Source organism: Halomicrobium zhouii, from assembly GCF_900114435.1.
Lineage (GTDB): Archaea > Halobacteriota > Halobacteria > Halobacteriales > Haloarculaceae > Halomicrobium > Halomicrobium zhouii.
In genome coordinates, this window is the sequence record NZ_FOZK01000001.1 from 564484 (window position 1) to 584808 (window position 20325).

A 20325-nucleotide genomic window follows, 5' to 3' on the forward strand; every position below is an offset into this window, starting at 1 on the left:
CTGTGATGTCTCACTCGCAGGGGTCCACGCGCCCGAACAAGGAACTGTTCGGGACGTTCGGCCCCCGGTCGACGTTCGAGCGACACCGGCAGCCGTCGGCATTCGACCGGGTACTCGAGGGGCCGAGCGTGACGGTCGGCATTCGAGACCCGGCGCTCGGGATGTACGGGCGCTCGGCGGCCGTCGAGGACGAAGACGGCGTCTGCGTCATCTGGGGCGAGGTGTACCTCCGGAACACCGACCAGACCGACCCCGCCGCGTGGTTGCTCGACGCGTTCGGCCGTCGCGGGACGGACGCGCTCGCCGGTCTCAACGGCTCCTTTCTGGCCGTCGTCGACCACGTCGACCGTGAGGCGATCGTCGGGACAGATCCCGTCCGGAGCTGGGAGTGTTACTACGCGGACGCGTCCGCCACGCGCTGTTTCGGGACCGACGCGGCGACGGTCGCGCGGACGATCCCGTCACCGGAGGTGGCCGCCGAGCCCCTGGACGAGTTTCTCGCTCTCGGCTTCGTCTTCGAGAACCGAACGACCCTCGACGGCCTGTCGCGGGCCCCCTTCGACGGTTATATCACGGCAACGTCGACCGAGACGCTCCAGCGGTTCGTCTACCAACCACGCGAGTTCGACTACGTGAGCGAACTGGCGGACAGGCTGGAGCGGGCGTTCGACCGACGCGCTCGTCTTCCCGGACGGAAGGGGATGCTCCTGAGTGCCGGTTACGACTCGCGAGCGGTCCTGGCCGGGATCCCCGACATCGAATCGGCGTTCACCCTCGGGGGGCGGGACGACGCGGAGGTCGGCGTCGCGGCGGCACTCGCCGACCAGTACGACGTCTCTCACGCGACACTCGTCCCCGACGAGTCGTACCTGAACACGGACATCGACGACATCCAGTACGGCTACGGGATAGTGGAATCCCTTCACGCCCATCACGCAAGTTACGTCGACCAGATGGACGTCACGACGATTTATCACGGCGCCATGGCCGATTCACTCCTCCACGGCCACTTTCTGCCGGTCGACGGCATCGACCTCCTCGACCACACGTTCCCGCCCTATCGCCTGACGCAGGACCCGAACGTTGTCGACCATCTGATCGAGACCTTCGGGTTCCTCGGGGAGTGTCGGCACCTGGCGGCGACGAACGACCGGTACGACGAATCCAGGGAATCGCTCGTCCGGCGCCGCATACGCGAACTATACGAGGAGTGGGGCGATCGATTCGACAACCCCTACAACGGGATGGCACTGATCGGCGTCCAGAACCAGCCGACCAGGTCGTTTCGCTACCACCTCGCCGACCACTTCGTCGAATCCTGCGTCATGCTCGATGCGGAGCTGATCGAGTGGCACCTCGCGACGCCCCCCGAGCATCGGAACACGCGGACGTTCCTGCAGGCGCTTCGAAAACTCGACGAGGACATGTTGCGGCATCGCCCGCCGGACAGGCCCACCGACTCGTTCACCATCAACCAGATCACCAACTTCGTTCGCCGAAAACTCCCGTTCGTCTCCGGCTACGAGGGGCCATGGCCGGATCGGGGCGCCCTCTACGACCAGACGGATCTGGACCGCGTGAACTTCGGCGAGGACCCGGTGGTCCAGAAGCTCCCGTGGCGGCTGAAGCTCCGGATCAACGACATCACGACGTGGCTCGATTCGGCGACGGCCCACTGCCCGGTCAGTCCGGTCGAACTCCTCGACGGGAAGCGGGACGAACACGAACTGACTGGCTGGTTGACCGGCTGATCGCTGTCAGCCGTTCCGGTGAACGCCCGTCCTCGTCGGTGACTCCTGACCGGTCAGCGCGCCGATCCGTCAGACGCCCGGCTGACAATATCGTATTAACCGCCGTTGTATAAGCGATCAGATACGAAACTCGACTCAACTCGACGAAACAGTCCAAACATTAATATACGACGATTCGGCATTTTCGGCTCGTTTTCTCGGATCTCCGGATCGCGTAATCTGGGCGAAAAACGCCGGAGATACACTGTAAGCGCCGGCGACGCACTATCTGGGACGTATGTTGGTGCTAATAACACTCTCGCGGGTTTAATATCAGATTACGGAGTAAAAAGCTATATATTATGTGGTGATGTGCTGATACCTGAGACCGATGAGAATACCAAGGGGGGTGATGAACCCTGTATTCCCGCTGCTGCTACTGGTGCTGATGGGGGTCAGCATCGTGCCGTTCACTGCGGCCGCAGCAGGAGGTGTACATCAGGGGGGCTCAGTCACCGATACGGGTCACGGGGAACAGACGATCGAATCGGACGCGACGCCGGCCATTACGGAGGTCACCGTCAACGAGTCCGTCTTCCGTACGGACGAGATGGCTTTCGTGTGGGCGGACGGAGCGAACACGACTGACGGGCAGGTCGACGTCTCGGTGTCGACCGTGGCAGCTGCGGACCACGAGATCTGTCTCAGCTCGGGCGCGTGCAAACAGGTCCGTGACGTCGGTGATCAGCAGACTGTCGAATTCACGAACGTCAGCAAGCCCTCGGACAGGACGTCTGTCACCGTTTCGCTACGGCACACGCGTGATGGGGGGACCGTCGATAACGCGACGGTCACCGTCTGGCGAATCGAGCCTGACGCCGACCTCGATAGAGACGGTGTCAGCAACGAGCGAGAGGTCGAAGCGGGGACCTCACTGGTCCTGGCCGATACGGACGGTGACGGCCTCGGCGACGCCCGCGAGATCGAACTGGGCACGGACCCCACAGCCGTCGACACGGACGGCGACGGGCTGGACGACGCCCGGGAGGCCGAACTGGGCACGGATCCGACGGCCGTCGACACGGACGGCGATGGACTGGACGACGCCCGCGAGGTCGAACTGGGCACGGACCCGACGGCCGTCGACACGGACGGCGACGGGCTGGACGACGAACGAGAACTCGCGTTCGGTGCGAACGCGACAGTACCGGATACGGACGGTGACGGGCTCGATGACGGGCGAGAGGTCGCACTCGGTGCCAACGTGACGCAGGTCGACACGGACGGCGACGGGCTGGACGACGCCCGGGAGGCCGAACTCGGTAGCGATCCGGCCGTGGTCGACACGGACGGCGACGGGCTGGACGACGCCCGGGAGGCCGAACTGGGCACGGACCCGACGGCCGTCGATACTGACGACGACGGGCTCAGTGACGCCCGCGAACTCGATGCTGGCACGGACCCGACCGTGGCCGACACCGACGACGACGGACTCGCCGACGGACGAGAGGCTGGTCTAGGCACGGACCCGACCGTGGCCGACACCGACGACGACGGACTCGACGATGCCCGGGAGCTAGAGCAGGGTGCGGATCCGACCGTGGCCGACACGGACGGTGATTACATCTCTGACGGCACGGAAGCCGAGCTCGGCTTCGACCCGACGAACCCGTACACACCGGCGCTGTACGGGAGCGGACTGGTCGGATTCCTGCTCGGCATCGGCGTCGCCCTCTCGACCATCGACCGGAGCCCGCGAGCGTGGGCCCGATCCGTCTTCCGACGTGGTCGTGGCAAGCCGTCCCCGTCCGAGGGCTCCACCGGTGTCAGTGAACCGCCCGCAGCGTCTGTTCAGGCGGCGAGTAACGTCGGCGAGGAAGGGGACGTGACCGACGCTTCGACCGCGAGAGACGTCTTCGAGCGCCACCAGGACGCGCTGGTGACCGACGCCGAGCGGACCTTGCGGATGCTCGAGGCCGAAGGCGGGCAGATGAAACAGAGCGAGATCGTCGACTCGACGTCCTGGTCGAAGGCGAAGGTGAGCAGGCTCCTCTCACGGATGGACGACGAGGGAGACGTCGTGAAGGTGTCTCTCGGTAGGGAGAACCTCATCTGCCTCCCCGAACAGACGCCCGAGCCCGCCCGTCAGACGGACCCGGGCGGCGTGTCGTCGTCTCGTCTCGTGAGCACCGCGACCGGCGGATAGCACGGCGTCGCCGTACCGCTTCGACCGCTCGTCCCCACCGTTCGGGGCCGATTCCCGCCCAGCGATAGCGCTATCGCGACACGGCATCACCGAACCGATGGCCCGTCGGGCATCGTCTCGTGGCTCAGCACGTGCCGTCGGAGCTACGGCAGACGCGACAGGTCCTGCACACGATTCTCCGTGGCTCCGTGGCCGACTGACCGAGGTCTCGCTTCCGGCGTGTCCCTGTAGAGCCCGCTCGAAACTCTCCTCTGGCACCGCCTGAACCGACCATCCAGACTGTTTCAGTCGTTTCAATCGACAGACTGCGGCTTGTTTCGGGGGGAAGCGGTTCCAGCGCCGGTCGGTAAGCTGCGTGTCGCTGTGGAGCCCCTGTCCGGCCACGATCCCCTCATTTGGCGTCCTACTGTGGGTCCCCGTCCCCCTGTCGAGTTGCGGTATCTCTTCCCGCTGTCGTCTGTTTTCGGGTGAATTACTCGGGTCTTCGGACGTCACGGCCCAAGTGCCGACGGTCGGCGAAACTGGTGAAACCGTCGTCTGGAACGGTCATACGCGGTGTTAAGACTGTTTCACGGGGGGAACGTTCGACCCGGTATATGGTCCCGGGGTCGATAGAGGTGGGTGTAGAACATGTCCTCCACTCACGAGGGATCCACGTTGATCACGGAGACAGAGGCACCGACCGACCGACTCGACCGCGACGACGTCTTCCACATCCTTCAGTGTCGACGTCGCCGCCTGGTCCTCAAGTACCTGCAGGAACACGACGGGCCCGCAGACATGCGTGACGTCACGGAGGCGATCGCGGCCGTCGAGAACGATACGACGGTCGCCCAGTTGCGCTCGCAGGAGCGCCAGCGCGTGTACATCGCGCTCTATCAGTCACACCTCCCGAAGATGGACCGTGACGGTATCATCAACTACGAACAGGACCGTGGCGTCGTCGAGCGAACGGCGCGGACCGCTCAGTTCGACCCGTACCTCGTCAACGAACCGACGCTCCTGCCCGAGTCCGAAACGACCGACGAGGGTCCGGTCGACGACGGCCCGGTCAACGAGGGGCCGGCCGACCAGGGCCCGGTCGATCAGAACCGAGATGACGCGAGCTCCGCGAGCGACACTGCTGGCGGCTGGAACCAGCCGTCTCTGGTCGCTGCCGGTGGCGGACTGGCGCTCGTCGCGAGCGTCTACGCGGCGACGACCCTGGCGGGACCGGCTGCGCTCGTCGCCGTCGCGGTCGGCGCACTGGTCGCCGTGCTGGCTGGAGTGTACTATTATCGCGAATCGATCGTCGAGGCGGGCGCGTAATCGGTGGCACACTCACTGAACCGACGATTCACCCTTAGGCCGTCTATAGGTTTTATTCAGTACTACTGGAATATCGTATGAACGGCGCTCGGATCGAGACGGCAGCGGGGCCGTCACACGGCGACGCGGGTCTCAGCGAAGAACGGTTGTTCGACCTGCTGGGTAACGAGCGTCGCAGGTCGTGTCTCCAGTGTCTGGCCTCGGTCGGAGGAACGACTACAGTCCAGGAGCTGGCCACCGACGTCGCGACGCGCGTGAGCGACGAGGAGACGTCACCGGACGACATCCGGGACAGCGTCTACATCTCACTGTGCCAGAATCACCTCCCGAAACTCGCCGACGCCGGCGTCGTCGGGTACGACTCCACGGAGAAGACCGTCGGGCCGGGACCGGCGTTTCCGGTGGTCGAGCGCCACCTCCAGGTCGAGGCCACCGGTGACGGCGACGACGAGTACACCTCGTACTACGCGCTCGTGAGTCTCGCGACGCTCCTCGTCCTCGGTGCGACGGCGTACGTCGTCCCCGCCGTCCAGTCGTACGGGGTTCTGTCCGTGCTCGCGATACACGCGCTCGTCGTCGTCGTCGCGACGGCACGGCGGCTCCGCTCCAGGTAAATCTCGACTGGCGGGCGCTGATTCGTGTTTTCGGTCTGTCCGGACGCCCATCGATGGGCCGGTCACGTCCGTCGAAATCGACGGGTGCCCGGACCCGGTTCGCGTCGACAGTTCCCGGTTCGCGTCGACAGTTCGAAACAGGCACAGACCCGAATCCGATCGAAAACCGATGGACGGCGCCGGTTCGATGGTCGGATCCGGTGGCGGGCCGCAGGGGTGACACTTATGCGGTGTATAGTGAACCCGTATACGTGTTACTGTCCTGCTGGGTCCACAGAGCGGAAACGCGCTTGCCGCGTGGACCCGACCGCGCTCACACCCCCTATCAACCACCCACCACCACCCAAGGGGTGACGGAATCCCGTTCGACCTTTTTTGGCCGGTACGCGCCCGTGACGCCGTTCTCGAACGTCTGACCCGTTTCTGGAACGCCCTGCACGTCGCCGAGGGCGACGCTCTCAGCTCAGGTGCCGGTCGAGCGTCGCGGCCGTCTCGTCGCCGACGCCGTCGACAGTCCGCAGTTCGTCGAGCGACGCCTCGCGGACGCTGTCGACGCTGCCGAACCGTCGGAGGAGTCGCTTTCGGGTCGACGGTCCCACTCCCGGAACCTCGTCGAGGACGGTGTCGACGGTGTCCCGGACGGTCTGGTGGTACTGGACGGCGAAGCGATGGGACTCGTCGCGGATCCGCTGGAGCAGGTGGAGGTGGGGCGCGTCGTCGTCCCAGTCGAAGGTTCTGTCGGGCGTGACCACCAGCTCTTCTTCCTTCGCCAGCGCGACGACCGGGACGTCCCAGCCGACGAGGGCGAGGGCGTCCTGGGCGGCACCGAGCTGGCCCTGGCCCCCGTCGATGAGGAGCAGGTCGGGGTCCGGTCGGTCGTCGCGGCCCTCGACGGCGCGTTCGGCGCGCCAGCGGACGAGCGCCCGCATGTTAGCGTAGTCGTCGTTCTCGTCGGTGAGCTTCTTCCGCCGGTAGTGGGCCTTCTCCGGGCTCCCGTCGACGAAGGTGACGTTCGACCCGACGGCGGCTTTCCCCTGGGCGTGGCTGACGTCGAACCCCTCGATGCGGTCGGCGGCGTCGAGTCCCAGCGCCTCGGCGAGGGCGGCGGTGTCGTCTCTGGCGGGACCACCGCGGCGTGCGTTCTTCAGCGCGAGGTCGACGAGCGTCGCCTCCCGGCCGGCACCGGGCACCCGGAGGTCGACGTTCTCGGCGGCGAGCCAGGCGTCGATGTCCGCGTCGGCGGGGTGTTCCGAGCAGAGGATGGCGTCGGGGAGGTCCCGTTCGGCGTAGAACTGCGGGACGAATGCGGCCAGCACCTCGCCGACGCCGTCGCCCTCGGGTGCGTCGAGGCGGTAGCGGTCCCGCTCGACGAGCTGGCCGTCTTCCGAGTGGAGTCGCGCGACGGTCGCGCGCTCGCCCTCCCGGACCGCGCCGAGGACGTCGACGGACCGTTCGTCGGCCGTGTCGCTGACCGCGGCGTCGCTGTCGCCGCCCAGTGCCTCGACGGCGGCCAGCCGGTCGCGCATGTTCGCCGCGCGCTCGAACTCCGTGGCCTGGGCGGCCTCGTCCATCGCCTGACGGAGCGGGTCGGCGAGGACGCCCGTCTCGCCCTCGAAGAACCGACGGACGCTCTCGACGTCTGCGAGGTACTCCTCCTCGCCGATTTCGCCGGTACACGGGGCCGTGCAGATACCCATCTCGTAGTCGAGACACGGCCGGTCCCGGTTCGAGTACTTGTGGTCCGAGCAGCCGCGCAGGCCGTAGGTCTCTCTGAGGGCCTTGACGACCGTGTCGACGCGCCCCTTGTTCGTGAACGGGCCGTAGACGATCGCGCCCTCGTCGGGGTCACGGGTCACCTCGATGCGGGGGACGGGGTGCTCGGTGAGCTGCACCAGCGGGTAGGACTTGTCGTCTTTCAGCCGGACGTTGTACGGCGGCTGGTGGCGCTTGATGAAGTTCGCCTCCAGCAGGAGCGCCTGCGTCTCCGTGTCGGTCACCGCGAAATCGACGTCGACGGCCCGGCGTACCATCTTCCCGATGCGGGCCGACCGCGGGTCCGCGTACGAGCGGACCCGGCTCCGCAGGTCGACGGCCTTCCCGACGTAGAGGACGCGGCCGTCGTCGGCCAGAAAGTGGTAGACCCCCGGCTCGCGCGGCAACTCGTCGGCACGCTCGCGGAGGGTGGTTACGTCCATCTACCCGGGGTTGGCACTCGGAGAATTTGAGCGGCACGGTTAGGCTGGCCCCGACCGAAGGGAGGGGCCAGCTAAATGCGAGCGGGGAGGAACGACCCGCGAGCAGGCTGGCGCCGTCCCCGACTCAGGCGAGCGGGTCCGGCTCCCGGTTCGAGTCCCGCGCTTCGTCCCCGTCCTCGCTGCCGTCGTCGGGACGGACAGCTTTCTCCAGCCGGCCGGCGACGGAGTCGTCCTCGCCGTCCTCGCCCGCAGGTAGTTCGACGTCGTCGTCGCCCGCAACCTCGACGACGAGCAGCGTCTCGCGGCTCAGCGCGTAGGCGCCGAGCGAGAGAGCACCGAGGAGGAGCGCGCCGGCCCCGGCGAGTGTCATGATCTCGTCGAGCATCGCGAGCAGATTCAGGAGGTTCTGCATCACGCTGAGAAATCCTCCCAGGCCCATCCCCGCCCCGCCGGCCGTGCTCAGTTCGATGCCGTCGACCATCCCGTCGAGGCTGACGAGCTGTCCGGCGGCGAGCAGCACGCCGCCGACGAGCAGGGCTTTGACGGCGTGGAAGAGGTAAGCGATGGTACCTCGATTCGTCCGCTCGACGCCGGTCACGTTCGGCCGGTCGACGTAGTCGTAGTTCGCCCCGTCGCTCTCGGGCGTGAACGCCAGCACGCGGTGGCTCGTGACGACGACGGCCCCCTCGCCGACTTCGACGTCCGTCTCGACGTCCTCCCCGTCGTAGAGCAGGTCGTCCACGCGCGTGCGCCAGCGTGCCATTACTCTCCCATCCCGGTAGCCCGGCTTGAATCCTCGCCCGAAATATCCAGATGTGATATTCGGTGGGTCGGCCAGGAACTGCAGTCGTCGAGTGTCCGTTGCTCCCCATTAGCGTCGTTCTGGGGCATTTCTGCCCGGCCAGTCCAGCGCCAGGGGCTTTCCGCCGTTGTTGGATTCGGCTCCCTTCCCGGTCCGTGAAACAGAGAACACAGCCTACAAGACCACTACAGTCCGAACGAATGATCGTATGAGCGAGACGCGCTGCTGGCTGGTCGAGCGCGAGTACGGGACGAAGGGGCTGGTGACGCTCGTCTACGCGACGCCGGACGGGGAGCGCCAGCAGACGCGCCAGCGGTCCTCGGCGATGCTGCGAAACAAGGCCGTCACGGCCGCTGTCGACGTGGCCGAGGAGGACCTGGAGCCGGTGCGGGACGACGCGGACCGCGAGCGCTACGCCAGGGAGGCAGAGCGGGTAATGGAGCAGTACGACCCCGGAGACGAGATCTGAGCCGACTGTTGCACTCGTCGGTCGAATCCACGAAAGATTATACGTGGGCGGGGATAAACCGGCGCGTATGGCTGCCATCGAACTCGACGGAGTACGCAAACAGTTCGGTGGGGTGACGGCCCTCGAAGGGGTCGACCTCACCGTCGAGGAGGGCGAGATATACGGCTTCCTCGGCCCGAACGGGGCCGGGAAGTCCACGACGATCAACGTCCTGCTCGACTTCGTCCGGCCGACGAACGGCACGGCGCGCGTCCTGGGTCACGACGTGCGCGAGGAATCGACGGCGATCCGGGAGCGGACCGGGGTCCTGCCGGAGGGGTACGACGTGTACGACCGCCTGACCGGCCGCGAACACCTCGAGTTCGTCATCGACTCCAAGGACGCCTACGTCGACCCGGCGGAACTGCTGGACCGCGTCGGCCTCGACGAGGAGGACGCCCAGCGGAAGGCCGGCGGCTACTCCAAGGGGATGGCCCAGCGCCTCGTGCTCGCGATGGCCCTCGTCGGCGAACCCGACCTGCTCATCCTCGACGAGCCCTCCTCAGGGCTGGACCCGAACGGCGCGCGCATGATGCGCGAGATCGTCCGCGAGGAGAACGAGCGCGGCGCGACGGTCTTCTTCTCCTCGCACATCCTCGGTCAGGTCGAGTCGGTCTGTGACCGGGTCGGTATCATCCAGGACGGTACGCTCGTCGCCGAGGACTCCATCGAGAACCTCCAGGAGGCGACGGACGTAGAGACGACGCTCACCGTCAGCGTGGACCAGCGGACCGACGCGGTCGTCTCGGCCGTCCGCGACGTGCCGGGGGTCACCGCAGTCGACGAGACCGGGTCGGAACTGGTCGTCACCTGCTCGGACGACATCAAGATGGACGTCCTCACCGCCATCGAGGAGGCCGGCGTCGAGGTCGAGGACTTCGACACCCACGAGCCCTCGCTCGAAGAGCTGTTCGCCGCCTACACGGACGGGACGGACCAGCCACAGTCACGTGCCGCCACTGCCGGCGCGGAGGGAGACGCATGAGCTGGGACGTCGTCGCCAGGAAGGAGTTCCGCGACGCGCTGCGCTCGAAGGGACTGTGGGTCCTCTCGCTCGTCTTCACGGCCTTCTTCGTCATCCCGGCCGCGGCTGCGCTGTACTTCGACGTCGGGGTACGGGGCGACCAGGCCGTCGGTATGCAGCTGCTCATCGAGATCGTCTATCTCAACATCGTCACGCTATTCTTGCCGCTGGTGGCCATCTTCGCCGGCTACGCGGCCATCAGCAAAGAGCGCACCAGCGGGTCGCTGAAGCTGTTGCTCTCGCTGCCCCACTCCCGCAAGGACGTCATCATCGGGAAAGTGGTCGGCCGCTGTGGCGTGGTCGGGGTCCCGCTGGCCGGGGCCTTCCTCGTCAACGCGCTCTTCCTCATGGCCTCGCGACTCACCTTCAAGCCAGGCCTGTACGTCACCTTCGCCCTGTTCTCGATGGTGTTCGCCCTCGTCATCGTGGCCGTGGCGGTCAGTATCTCCGGCGCCGTCGAAAACAGCCTCTACTCCATCGTCGGCAACATGACCTTCTTCGTCTCCATCACCTTCTTCTGGAACCTCTGGGCCAACTCGATCGGTGACGGCCTGTGGGACTATCTGGGGGTCACTGGCGCGACGAACTGGAGCTTCGTCCTCTTTCTCAAACTGTTGAACCCCTCGCAGGCCTACAAGACGATCATGAACTCGATGCTGGGCGAGGGGTCGAACGCAGCGCGCTCGGCCCGGTTCAGGATGTTCAGCGGCGGCAACACCTCCGAACAGACCACTATCTGTAACGACGTTCTCGCCGGCAACGCCAACACGACACAGGGTTTCATCGCCCGGACGAACTGTCTGGAGAGCGCCCAGTCGATGCCGATCTACTTCTCCGACGGCGCCGCACTGTTCTACCTCCTGCTGTGGATCGGCCTGGCCGCCGCCGTCAGCTACTACACCTTCAACCAGTACGACCTGTAAGGAGCGACCGACCGTCTTTTTCTCTCGTCCCCGTCCGCGATATCGTTCGGTGCAGCGACTGTCTCTTTTCGACGGTTGATCCTACAGTGCCGTTTCCGGCGGTGATTTCGTGCGAGCAACGGCTCGAAACCGAAATCATAACTACCGGTCGGTGTGGTGACACGAAAGTGGATTCATGCCCCCTGATGAGAGACCCACCGTCGAGGACGCCTACGACAGGTTATCGGCGACGTACGACGAGCAGGAAGACGACCCGTACTGTGCCGACCTGGAATTTCCCGCGACGACGGAACTCGTCCCCGACGTCGTGGGGAAACGGGTTCTCGATGCGGGTTGTGGGAGCGGTCGGTACACGGAGTGGTTGATCGAGCGGGGTGCGGATGTCGTCGCCGTCGACAAGAGCAGTGAGATGCTCGAACGGGCGAACGACCGGATCGGCGGTCGCGCAGCGATTCACCGGGCTAACATCGAAGAGCCCCTCGAATTCGCGGACGACGGCGAGTTCGACGGCGTCGTCAGCGGCCTCGCACTCCATTACGTCGAAAACTGGCGGCGAGTCTTCGGGGAGTTCGCTCGTATTCTCGGGCCGGACGGGTTCCTCGTGTTCTCGACCCACCATCCGCTCGACGTCTACGAGGCGTTCGACGCTGAGAACTACTTCGAGACCCAACGCGAACGGATGACGTGGTCGGCCGACGGTGAACCGGTCGAGGTCCCGTTCTACCGCCGACCGTTCGCCGAGGTCGTCAACCCGCTCGTCGACGCCGGGTTCCGACTGGACGAACTGGTCGAACCGAAGCCGAGAGAGACGTTCGAGGAGAAGCAGCCCGAATCCTACGAGAAACGGCTGAAACACCCGACGTTCCTGTGTGTCCGGGCGTCGAAGTTCGAGTAGCACTCACGAGAAGGAACTCGAGCGATCACCCCTTCCTACCGTTCGATCCCGCGCTCGTCCAGCAATTCAACGAACTCGTCCTCTTCGAGCGTTGGCACGCCCTCGTCGTCGGCGGCGTCGCGCTTGTTCTGGCCCGGGTTGTCACCGATGACCAGGTAGTCGGTGTTGCCGGAGACGCTGCTGGTCGCCGACCCGCCGTGGCGCTCGACGAGTTCCTGGGCATCGCTGCGGGTGAAGTCGTCCAGCGACCCGGTGAACACGAAGGTGAGTCCCTCGAGTTCGTCGCCGCCGGCCTCGACGTCGGCCTCCTGCGGGTCGACGTGGTCGACGAGCGCGTCGAGCACCGCGCGGTTCCCCTCGCTGTGGAAGAACTCGACGATGCTGTCGGCGACTTCCGGGCCGACGTCGTCGACGCGCTTGAACGCCTCGCGGTCGCCGCGGAGGTCGTCGCTGTCACCGTCACCGTTGTCGTCGCTGTCGCCGTCACCGTCGTCGCCGTCACCGTCGCCGTCTTCACTCCGTTCGGCGAGCGCGTCGAGGGTCACCTGGCCGTCGTCGCCGGTCGCGTCGCCGTCCTCACTCCCGTCGTCCTCTCCGGCTTCGTCGTCGGTCCGCCCCTCTGCGGCCGCGCGGATGGCCTCGAAGGAGCCGAACTCGCGGGCGAGGTTGCGCGCGGTGACGGGGCCGACGTCGTGGATGCCCAGGGCGACGAGGAACCGATCGAGCGGCGGTTCGCGAGCGTCGTTCAGCTCCGCGATCAGGTTCCGGGCGCTCTTGGTACCCCACCCCTCCAGGTCGACGAGGTCGTCGACCGTGAGCTCGTACAGGTCGGCGGGGCTCTCGACGAGGCCGGCGTCGAGGAGCTGTTCGACGACCTTCTCGCCCAGACCCTCGACGTCCAGCGCGTCGCGGCTGGCGTAGTGTTCGATGGCGCGCTCGCGCTGGGCCGGGCAGGTCAGGCCGCCCGAACAGAACGCCAGCGGGCCGTCGCGCTCGACGGGGCTCCCGCAGACGGGACACTCGTCGGGAAATTCGACGACGCCCTCGCTGTGTTTCTCGACCACTTCGGCCACGTCGGGGATGACGTCGCCGGCCCGCTGGACGCGCACCTCGTCGCCGACGTTCACGCCGAGGTCCTCGATGAGCGCGGGGTTGTGCAGCGACGCCCGCGAGACCGTCACGCCGCCCACCTCGACGGGGTCGAGCAGCGCGACGGGGGTCAGTCGGCCGGTCCGGCCGACCTGCACGACGACGTCGCGGAGCGTGGTCTGTTCCTTCCGGGCCGGGAACTTGTAGGCGAAGGCCCACCGGGGCGCGCGGCTGGTCGACCCCAGTTCCTGGCAGGCGTCCACGTCGTTGACCTTGAACACGACGCCGTCGATCTCGTAGTCCAGGTCGTCGCGCACGTCGAGTTGCCGGTCGCGGTAGTCGATGGCCGCGTCGATGTCGTCGGCCACTTCGATGCGGTCGTTCACTCGCAGCCCCCACTCGGGGAGGCGCTCGTGGACCTCCCAGTGGGAGTCGAACTCCGCCGAGGAGTCGAGGACACCGAAGAAGAACACCGAGAGCGGGCGTTCTGCGGTAATTTTGGGGTCGAGCTGCCGGAGTGTACCCGCCGCGGCGTTGCGGGGATTGGCGAAGGCGTCGTCGCCCGCCTCGACGCGCTCGCGGTTGTAGGCCTGGAAGGCGTCCCGTGGCATGTACACCTCCCCGCGCACCGCCAGGAACTCGGGGTAGTCGCCGCGCAGGCGCTGTGGGACGCTCCCGATAGTGCGGACGTTCTCGGTGACGTCCTCGCCGACCGTGCCGTCGCCCCGCGTCGCCGCACGGACGTACTCGCCGTCCTCGTACACCACCTCGACGGAGAGCCCGTCGAACTTCGGCTCGCAGAAGTACTCCACGGCGTCGACGTCGAGCCCGCGCCGGACCCGCTCGTCGAACTCGCGGACGTCCGCCACCTCGCCGCTCTGGTCGATCGAACCCATCGGCGCGACGTGTTCGACCTCGCCGAGTTCGTCCAGCGCCGCTCCGCCGACGCGCTGGGTCGGACTCCCGTCGGTGTCGAGGCCGAAGGTTCCTTCGAGGTTCTGCAGCCGAGCGAACAGGGCATCGTACGTTCGGTCGCCGATAGTCGGGTCGTTCTCGACGTAGTAGCGGTGGTCGTGGTACCGGATAGCCTCACGCAACTGCTCGGCCTGTTCGCGCGCGGCGTCCTCGTCGAGTTCCTCGACCGGCGCGAAGTCCGTCGGCGGGTCATCGACGTAGGGGTTGTCGGCGAGATCCTCGGCGGTGGCCATGTTGGCGGGAGTTGCCCGTGCACGTATAAAAAATCGCCATTCTCGGCACGGGTCCTGCTGTCGGCCGGGTGCTACGACCCCGTTCTTTTCGACATATTCCTGTGGAAAACTGTTTACCTGATCAGTGAGGGACCGAATATATGCGCGCGATCACCCGCATCCATCCGATCGCTGTCGGCTCCGCTCTTCTCTCTCTTACCGGGCTCGGCTTCGCCGGTTATCTACTCGTTCCGGCCGGTTCGTCGAGTGGTGGGATCGTCGCCGGCTTCGCTGTGGCTCTCGCGCTCGTCGTCGGGACCACGAGCCTCGTCGCGTTCGGCGAGGCGGTGTTGCTCGCGGTGACAGTGAATCGCTCCGACCCCGAAGGGTGGCCACGGCGGCTGCTCCTGGCTGGCACAGCGGCTGGGGGATTATCGTCGGTCCTGCCGCCACTCGCGATGGGTCTCACCTTCGTTACCGAACGAGGCACCGCGCTAAACACACTGGGCTATCGGGCGCTCGCGCCGCTGTTCGGCGCGTGGCTCGTGCTAGCTGTCGTGGGATTTCTGGTCACAGTGGCCGGTGCAGCGGGTCTCTCGGCCGGCGTGTCCCGCGGCAATTGATCGGAGGATAGGACGGCCAATTCGACGACGGTTTCGTTCCCTGGTGTGGTCCGCACGATGTCGGAGGCTGCTCTAGTTGGCTCCGCAAAACTCGCTTTTCTGGAACAGTAGCCGCCCCGGTACAGGGCGCGACGACAGCGCTCAGTCCGCACCGGGTACACCGCCCGCGTCGGGGACGGCGGCGGATCCGTCGCCAGCCCCGTCTCCGAACCCGTCGACGGCGATGGCGTCGACGTTGGCGAACAGGAAGCCCGCGAACCCGACCCGGATCAGCAGACCGACGTACTCGGCGAGGACCGCGATGCCAAGCTCGTCGAAGGCGCCGCCGACCGACAGCAGCGCGAAGGCGATGAGCATCCCGATGAGGAACAACAGCAGGTTCCGCGCCTTCCAGTGGAGGAGTCGCTGCGCTTCGGGGACGTCCCGGGCGCGCTTCCAGACCGGGCCGAGCAGCAGGTACGCTATCACCACGTGGCCGACGACGACGGCGGCCAGGCAGACGAGGCCGATGGCGCCGCCCCCGACGGACGCGACGTTGAAGGCGACGACCTGGACCGCCGGAATCACGGCCAGGAGCGCGAGCGTTCGTCGCGACTCGTCGACGAGGAGGCCCGCGACCACCCACAGCACGGCGTAGCTGATCAGGTCGTCGGCGACGCTCGGGACGTCGAGTTCGCTCCCGTTGACGGTGAGGACACCGACGCCCAGCGCCGACAGGGCGGTCGTCACCGTCGCGATACCGACGACGGCGACGACCGGGTAACAGTACCGCCGCCTGGATTCGCCGATGCGGGGGAGCCAGGCGAGCAGGCCGACGAGCGTCAGGGCGTAGACGGCCGCCGTCGCCGCGTAGACGAGTGACGCGCTAATCATCGGCAACACCCGCGTCGCCGTCGCCGGCGTTCGGTCCCGTCGGGCGGGCCGCCGGTCCAGTTTCGGTCCGGGTGTCGAACGTCGACAGGAGGTCGATCAGGTCGGCGGTGCGGTCGGCCAGGTCGTCGGCCCGCTGGCGGACGTCGCTCATCGTCGCCGCCGTCTCTTCGGCGGTCTCGGCGAGCTCGTGGGACCGGCCGGCGACCTCGTTCGCGGTCTCGCCGACGGTCGTTATCGTCGCGGCGACTTCCTCGGTCGCGGCGGCACCGTCGTCGGTGGCGCGAGCGATCTCGCCCATCGCGTCGTCGACCTGGTCGACGGTGTCCGTGAGCGAGGCCAGCGTCTCGCCGGTCTCGGTGACCGTGTCCACGCCGGCGTCGATCCGCTCGCGCGTGCGGTCCATCTCGTCGGTCACGTCGTCGACGTCCGCGCGCGCTCCGTCGATGATGCGCTCGATGTCGTCGATGGCCGACTGGGTCTCTTCGGCGAGGCCCTTCACCTCGTCCGCGACGACGGCGAACCCCTCGCCGCCGTTCCCGGCGTGTGAGGCCTCGATGTTGGCGTTGAGCGCGAGGATGTTCGTCTGCTCGGCGATGCCGTCGATGATGTCGGTCGTCGTCGCGACGTCGCTCATGCGCCCGTCGAGTTCGCTCACCAGGTCGCCCAGTTCGGTCACGGCCGCCTCGACGTCCTCGATGGTCTCGACGGCCGCTTCGGCGTGCTCGGCGCCGGTGGCGCCCACAGTGGCGGCGTCGGCGGCCTGCCTGGCCACCTCGTCGGTGGTCGAGGCGACCTCCTCGATAGTGGCCGAGAGGTCGTTCGTCTCGCCGACGGCCGTCTCCAGCTGGCTCGCCTGTGACTCGATGTCGCCCGCCAGCTCCCGGATGTCGTCGGCGAGGGATCCGTTGAGCCGTTCCACCTCGGCCGCGTCCGACGCGACGGCGTCGCTTGCGTGCTCGACATCCCCGGCGAACGCGCGGATCTCGCCGACAGTGCCCGACAGCTCGCCGGCCATCTCCTCGTAGGCGACGGCGATGCGCTCGATGGCGTCCACGTCGACGTCCGTCTCCAGCTCTCGGGTGAAGTCGCCGTCCGCCGCGGCGGTCATGGCGTCGCCGATGTCCGTCGCGTGCTCGAGGAGCCGATCGTTGAACGCCTCGGCCTCCTCGCGGGCGTCCTCGGCCCGCTGCTGGGCCTGTTCGGCCTCGTCACGGGCCGACTCGGACTCCTCGAAGGCTTCGTCGAGCGAGCGCCGCATGCTGTCGAAGGCCGTCGCCAGCTGCCCGAACTCGTCGCGCCTGTCGACGTCCGGACTCGCGTCGAGGTCACCGGCCTCGATGGCCTCCGCAGTCTCCGTCAGCCGTCGCAGTTCGATCGATGCGTTGCCGCCGAGGACGATGCCGAGTAGCCCCAGGTTCAGGGTCACGACGAAGAGCGTCGCGGCGACGCTCTGGAGTCCGGCGCCGGTCGCGGCCGCGTTGGCCGCGAACAGGACGCCGAATGCCAGCGTCACGAGGAGGGTCACGGCCAGCGCCGCCCCGATCCGGCGGCTGTACCGCCCGGCGACCCGCGCCGATACGTTCTGTTGTGTCACGTCCGGATCTACCCCGACCTCGTTGATATGGTTGCCTCTCGTTATTCAATATTGATAATCGAAACTGGCACATATGGGGCGATTTCCGGCCCGATTTATAACGTTTGATACCGAAAAACTGTCCGAAACGTCAGCTGGATATGTCCCGCCGGGGGGTCGTCAGTCGGCACTCACACAGCGGCCTCTTCGCTCTTGGGACTCGGTGTATCAGAAAGGGAGTCGGTCCTGTACCGACTACAGCCCGGCGACGTCCTCGATGGCGTCGGTGAGTTCCTTGACGCTCTCGACGGTGTGCTCGCCCATGTGGCCGATGCGGAACGTCTGTTCGCCGAGCTGAGAGCCGTAGCCGTTCGAGAACACCATGTCGTACTCCTCGGAGACGGTCTCGATGGTCTCGGCGACGTCGATGCCCCGCGTGTTCTCGATGCACCCCACCGTCTGGGAGCGGTACCCCTCCTCGGAGAACATCGCGAAGTGCTCGTCGGCCCACGACTGGACGTACTCGGCCATCTCCTCGTGGCGCCGGTCCCGTCCCAGGTGACCCTCGGCCAGCATGTGCTTCATCTGCTTGCGGTAGGCCAGCATGACCGGGATGGCCGGCGTCGAGTGGGTCTGGCCCTTCCGGTCGTAGTAGTCGAGCGAGCGCTGGAAGCCGCCGTACCAGGAGGCCGAGTCCTTCTCGACCTCGCGCTCGTATGCGTCGTCACTGACCACGCAGACCGCCACGCCCGGCGGCATGGCGAAGGCCTTCTGGACCGACGTGAAGATGACGTCGATCGAGTGTTCGTCGATGTCGACGTAGTCCCCGCCCAGCGAGGAGACGGCGTCGACGACGAAGTAGGTGTCCGGGTACTCCGAGACGACGTCGCCGATCTCCTCGATGGGGTTGCGGACGCCCGTCGAGGACTCGTTCATGACGCAGGTGACGACGTCGTAGTCCCTGTCGCTCGTCTCCAGGGCCTCGCGGACGTCCTCGGGCTTGACGGCCTGGCCCCAGTCGTACTCGAGCGTGTCGACTGTCTTGCCCAGGCGCTCGGCGACGTTGGCCTGGCGCTCGCTGAAGCTCCCGCAGGTCGTCACCAGGACGTTCTCGTCGACGAGGTTGAGGATAGAGCTCTCCATGAACTCGGTCCCCGACCCGGTCAGCACGATGACCTCGTTGTCGGTGCCGAGGAACTCCTTCGTGTCCTCGACGATGGTGGTGTAGAGGTCGGTCATCCGGTCCATCCGGTGGCCGAACATCGGCTGGGCCATCTCCTCGATGACGTCCTCGCGGACCTCGGTCGGACCCGGGATGTACAGCGTCTTGTCGGGGTAATCGTCTCTGTATTCGCGTTTTTTGCTCACGCAGGACACCTCTCAGTAGTGGTCCCGTTGCGGCCGGACGGTATGGTAGTTTTGATACCGTCACGGAATGGAGCGCTCGGGAACGCTCGCTCACGCCCGATTGCTCAGTGACGAGTTGGGACGCGCTGGTCGGTCCACCACCCGGCGGCGAGGAGCAGTGCGACGAGCAGGAGCACCGGTCCATGGAAAAGCTCTCCGGGCAGGTTCGCGGAACCGAGATCCGTCGCGACGAGGTGGATGCAGCCGATCAGCGCCGCGGTGCCGTACGCGCCGTGGACGACGATCCGTCTCGCGCTCCCGCACAGCCGGAAGTACACCCCGAGCGCGACGGCCCCTACGAGCGCGATCCCGACGCCGCCACGGAGCGCCCCGACGGTGACGAGGACGATTAGAACGGGAACCGTGACGAGAATCGAGAGCACCTGGCGCGTCCCGTCGTTCCGGTCGAAGCTCCTGACGAGCCGGGCCAGCGTCCCCTCGCTCTTGCCGGACCGCACCGCGGCGACGCCCCGTTCGCCCGGCACCTGGATGTCCGCGCCGCAGTGCATGCACCACGCGGCCCTGGCGCTCACCTTCCCGTTGCAGCGCGGACAGCGCGGGTCGGAGGGCATCTGTGTTCGCACTCTCCCGCCCGGTAATTAACGACTTCGGTGGTCGGGCTAGTCCTCCTCGGGCGCCATCCCCTTCTCCGCGAGTTCGGCGATCGCGTCGTCGGACTTCTCCAGGTCCGACAGTCCCATCCCGCGGAGCACGTGGCCGGCCTTCGTGAACTGAATTTCTTCGTAGTCGACGACCTGGATCCGGTTACCCCAGGGGTCCAGAAAGTCCAGTCCTCGTCCGGTGAGCGTCTCGACGTCCAGCGCGTCGAGACGCCGCTCGACGGCGTCGGCGTCGTCGACCACCAGCCCGAAGTGACGGTGCTGGTCGGCCCCGCCTGGGTCGTCCACCTCGGAGAGCGCGAGGAACTGGTCGCCCATGTCGAGGAAGGCGGCCGAGTCGGTTCGGCCGCGCACCTCGAATTCGAAGATTTCGCCGTAGAAGTCGAGGGCGTCCTCGACGTCGCCGACTTCCAGCGCGACGTGGTTGATGCCGACGAGACGAGCGCGGGAGGAATCTGTGTCGCTCATCGTCTCGATAGTTGGCGCGCCGTCGTCATGAAGACTGTTCGCCCATTCGATGCGGGTGGGAATGAAAGGGGCCGAGCGCCTGGCGGCGAAGCCGCCAGGTTTGAGATGGTCGGCACGGCCGACCATCCGGTCGCCGAACGATATCGTTCGAAAGAGCTTCGCTCTTTCGTGATGAGCGTGGGACTCTTCGAGTCCCACGAACCATGCGAACGGGCGGCGAAGCCGCCCGTGAGCAGATGACGAGAGACCTTCGGTCTCTCGAACCAACCCACAAGCACCG

The 20325-nt window shown here is 66.7% G+C and carries 17 protein-coding genes; 9 read left to right on the forward strand and 8 right to left on the reverse strand.

Annotated features, from left to right (window positions below):
* The first annotated feature begins 5 nt into the window (after positions 1-5).
* The 4 genes from BM337_RS02685 (at position 6) to BM337_RS02700 (ending at position 5858) form a co-directional block, all read left to right on the forward strand.
* On the forward strand, positions 6-1751 hold the full coding sequence (locus BM337_RS02685; RefSeq protein WP_177227114.1) for an asparagine synthase-related protein: 1746 nt from the start codon (positions 6-8) through the stop codon (positions 1749-1751).
* 391 nt (positions 1752-2142) lie between these two features.
* Complete coding sequence (locus tag BM337_RS02690) at positions 2143-3936, forward strand: DUF7343 domain-containing protein (protein ID WP_143117621.1); 1794 nt, start codon at positions 2143-2145, stop codon at positions 3934-3936.
* A gap of 630 nt (positions 3937-4566) precedes the next feature.
* Entirely contained in the window at positions 4567-5244 is a 678-nt protein-coding gene (locus BM337_RS21475; protein WP_245778591.1) for a DUF7344 domain-containing protein, read from the forward strand.
* A gap of 77 nt (positions 5245-5321) precedes the next feature.
* Positions 5322-5858, forward strand: coding sequence for a DUF7344 domain-containing protein (locus BM337_RS02700; protein WP_089813652.1), 537 nt, complete (start codon positions 5322-5324; stop codon positions 5856-5858).
* Between the two features lie 458 nt (positions 5859-6316).
* Here BM337_RS02700 and BM337_RS02705 read toward each other — a convergent pair whose 3' ends face one another.
* A complete protein-coding gene (locus BM337_RS02705) occupies positions 6317-8053 on the reverse strand; it encodes an excinuclease ABC subunit C (protein ID WP_089813654.1) in 1737 nt (578 codons plus the stop codon).
* 124 nt (positions 8054-8177) lie between these two features.
* Positions 8178-8816: a hypothetical protein gene (locus tag BM337_RS02710; protein ID WP_177227115.1), complete on the reverse strand. Its 639-nt coding sequence runs from the start codon at positions 8814-8816 to the stop codon at positions 8178-8180.
* Between the two features lie 247 nt (positions 8817-9063).
* On the opposite strand from BM337_RS02710, the gene BM337_RS02715 reads away from it, so the two are divergent.
* The 4 genes from BM337_RS02715 (at position 9064) to BM337_RS02730 (ending at position 12205) form a co-directional block, all read left to right on the forward strand.
* Positions 9064-9324, forward strand: coding sequence for a DUF7967 family protein (locus BM337_RS02715; protein WP_089813656.1), 261 nt, complete (start codon positions 9064-9066; stop codon positions 9322-9324).
* Between the two features lie 67 nt (positions 9325-9391).
* A complete protein-coding gene (locus BM337_RS02720; RefSeq protein ID WP_089813658.1) occupies positions 9392-10348 on the forward strand; it encodes an ABC transporter ATP-binding protein in 957 nt (318 codons plus the stop codon).
* Positions 10345-11310 carry an ABC transporter permease gene (locus tag BM337_RS02725; RefSeq protein ID WP_089813660.1) on the forward strand — a complete coding sequence of 322 codons (966 nt, stop codon included), beginning with the start codon at positions 10345-10347 and terminating at the stop codon, positions 11308-11310. Before BM337_RS02720 ends, BM337_RS02725 begins: the two co-directional genes overlap by 4 nt.
* Positions 11311-11485: 175 nt before the next feature.
* Positions 11486-12205, forward strand: a complete 720-nt coding sequence (locus tag BM337_RS02730) for a class I SAM-dependent methyltransferase (RefSeq protein ID WP_089813662.1) — start codon at positions 11486-11488, stop codon at positions 12203-12205.
* 35 nt (positions 12206-12240) lie between these two features.
* Here the strand turns inward: BM337_RS02730 and ligA are convergent, their stop codons facing one another.
* Entirely contained in the window at positions 12241-14502 is a 2262-nt protein-coding gene (gene ligA / locus BM337_RS02735; RefSeq protein WP_089813665.1) for an NAD-dependent DNA ligase LigA, read from the reverse strand.
* Between the two features lie 140 nt (positions 14503-14642).
* On the opposite strand from ligA, the gene BM337_RS02740 reads away from it, so the two are divergent.
* Positions 14643-15104, forward strand: a complete 462-nt coding sequence (locus BM337_RS02740; RefSeq protein WP_089813667.1) for a hypothetical protein — start codon at positions 14643-14645, stop codon at positions 15102-15104.
* A gap of 141 nt (positions 15105-15245) precedes the next feature.
* Here BM337_RS02740 and BM337_RS02745 read toward each other — a convergent pair whose 3' ends face one another.
* The 5 genes from BM337_RS02745 to BM337_RS02765 all read right to left on the reverse strand — a co-directional run bounded on the left by BM337_RS02745 (position 15246) and on the right by BM337_RS02765 (position 20045).
* Positions 15246-15977, reverse strand: a complete 732-nt coding sequence (locus BM337_RS02745; RefSeq protein WP_089813669.1) for a bacteriorhodopsin — start codon at positions 15975-15977, stop codon at positions 15246-15248.
* Positions 15970-17571, reverse strand: a complete 1602-nt coding sequence (locus tag BM337_RS02750; protein WP_089813671.1) for a methyl-accepting chemotaxis protein — start codon at positions 17569-17571, stop codon at positions 15970-15972. Before BM337_RS02750 ends, BM337_RS02745 begins: the two co-directional genes overlap by 8 nt.
* A gap of 234 nt (positions 17572-17805) precedes the next feature.
* Positions 17806-18918: a pyridoxal-phosphate-dependent aminotransferase family protein gene (locus tag BM337_RS02755; RefSeq protein WP_089815530.1), complete on the reverse strand. Its 1113-nt coding sequence runs from the start codon at positions 18916-18918 to the stop codon at positions 17806-17808.
* Positions 18919-19022: 104 nt separating this feature from the next.
* Positions 19023-19529, reverse strand: coding sequence for a hypothetical protein (locus BM337_RS02760; RefSeq protein ID WP_143117622.1), 507 nt, complete (start codon positions 19527-19529; stop codon positions 19023-19025).
* Between the two features lie 48 nt (positions 19530-19577).
* Complete coding sequence (locus tag BM337_RS02765; protein WP_089813675.1) at positions 19578-20045, reverse strand: VOC family protein; 468 nt, start codon at positions 20043-20045, stop codon at positions 19578-19580.
* Positions 20046-20325: the final 280 nt, after the last annotated feature.

Bases quoted from the DNA above. Each gene is read 5' to 3' on its own strand.
- BM337_RS02685 (WP_177227114.1), top strand. From the start codon at position 6: ATGTCTCACTCGCAGGGGTCCACGCGCCCGAACAAGGAACTGTTCGGG.
- BM337_RS02690 (WP_143117621.1), top strand. From the start codon at position 2,143: ATGAACCCTGTATTCCCGCTGCTGCTACTGGTGCTGATGGGGGTCAGC.
- BM337_RS21475 (WP_245778591.1), top strand. From the start codon at position 4,567: ATGTCCTCCACTCACGAGGGATCCACGTTGATCACGGAGACAGAGGCA.
- BM337_RS02700 (WP_089813652.1), top strand. From the start codon at position 5,322: ATGAACGGCGCTCGGATCGAGACGGCAGCGGGGCCGTCACACGGCGAC.
- BM337_RS02705 (WP_089813654.1), bottom strand. From the start codon at position 8,053: ATGGACGTAACCACCCTCCGCGAGCGTGCCGACGAGTTGCCGCGCGAG.
- BM337_RS02710 (WP_177227115.1), bottom strand. From the start codon at position 8,816: ATGGCACGCTGGCGCACGCGCGTGGACGACCTGCTCTACGACGGGGAG.
- BM337_RS02715 (WP_089813656.1), top strand. From the start codon at position 9,064: ATGAGCGAGACGCGCTGCTGGCTGGTCGAGCGCGAGTACGGGACGAAG.
- BM337_RS02720 (WP_089813658.1), top strand. From the start codon at position 9,392: ATGGCTGCCATCGAACTCGACGGAGTACGCAAACAGTTCGGTGGGGTG.
- BM337_RS02725 (WP_089813660.1), top strand. From the start codon at position 10,345: ATGAGCTGGGACGTCGTCGCCAGGAAGGAGTTCCGCGACGCGCTGCGC.
- BM337_RS02730 (WP_089813662.1), top strand. From the start codon at position 11,486: ATGCCCCCTGATGAGAGACCCACCGTCGAGGACGCCTACGACAGGTTA.
- ligA (WP_089813665.1), bottom strand. From the start codon at position 14,502: ATGGCCACCGCCGAGGATCTCGCCGACAACCCCTACGTCGATGACCCG.
- BM337_RS02740 (WP_089813667.1), top strand. From the start codon at position 14,643: ATGCGCGCGATCACCCGCATCCATCCGATCGCTGTCGGCTCCGCTCTT.
- BM337_RS02745 (WP_089813669.1), bottom strand. From the start codon at position 15,977: ATGATTAGCGCGTCACTCGTCTACGCGGCGACGGCGGCCGTCTACGCC.
- BM337_RS02760 (WP_143117622.1), bottom strand. From the start codon at position 19,529: ATGCCCTCCGACCCGCGCTGTCCGCGCTGCAACGGGAAGGTGAGCGCC.
- BM337_RS02765 (WP_089813675.1), bottom strand. From the start codon at position 20,045: ATGAGCGACACAGATTCCTCCCGCGCTCGTCTCGTCGGCATCAACCAC.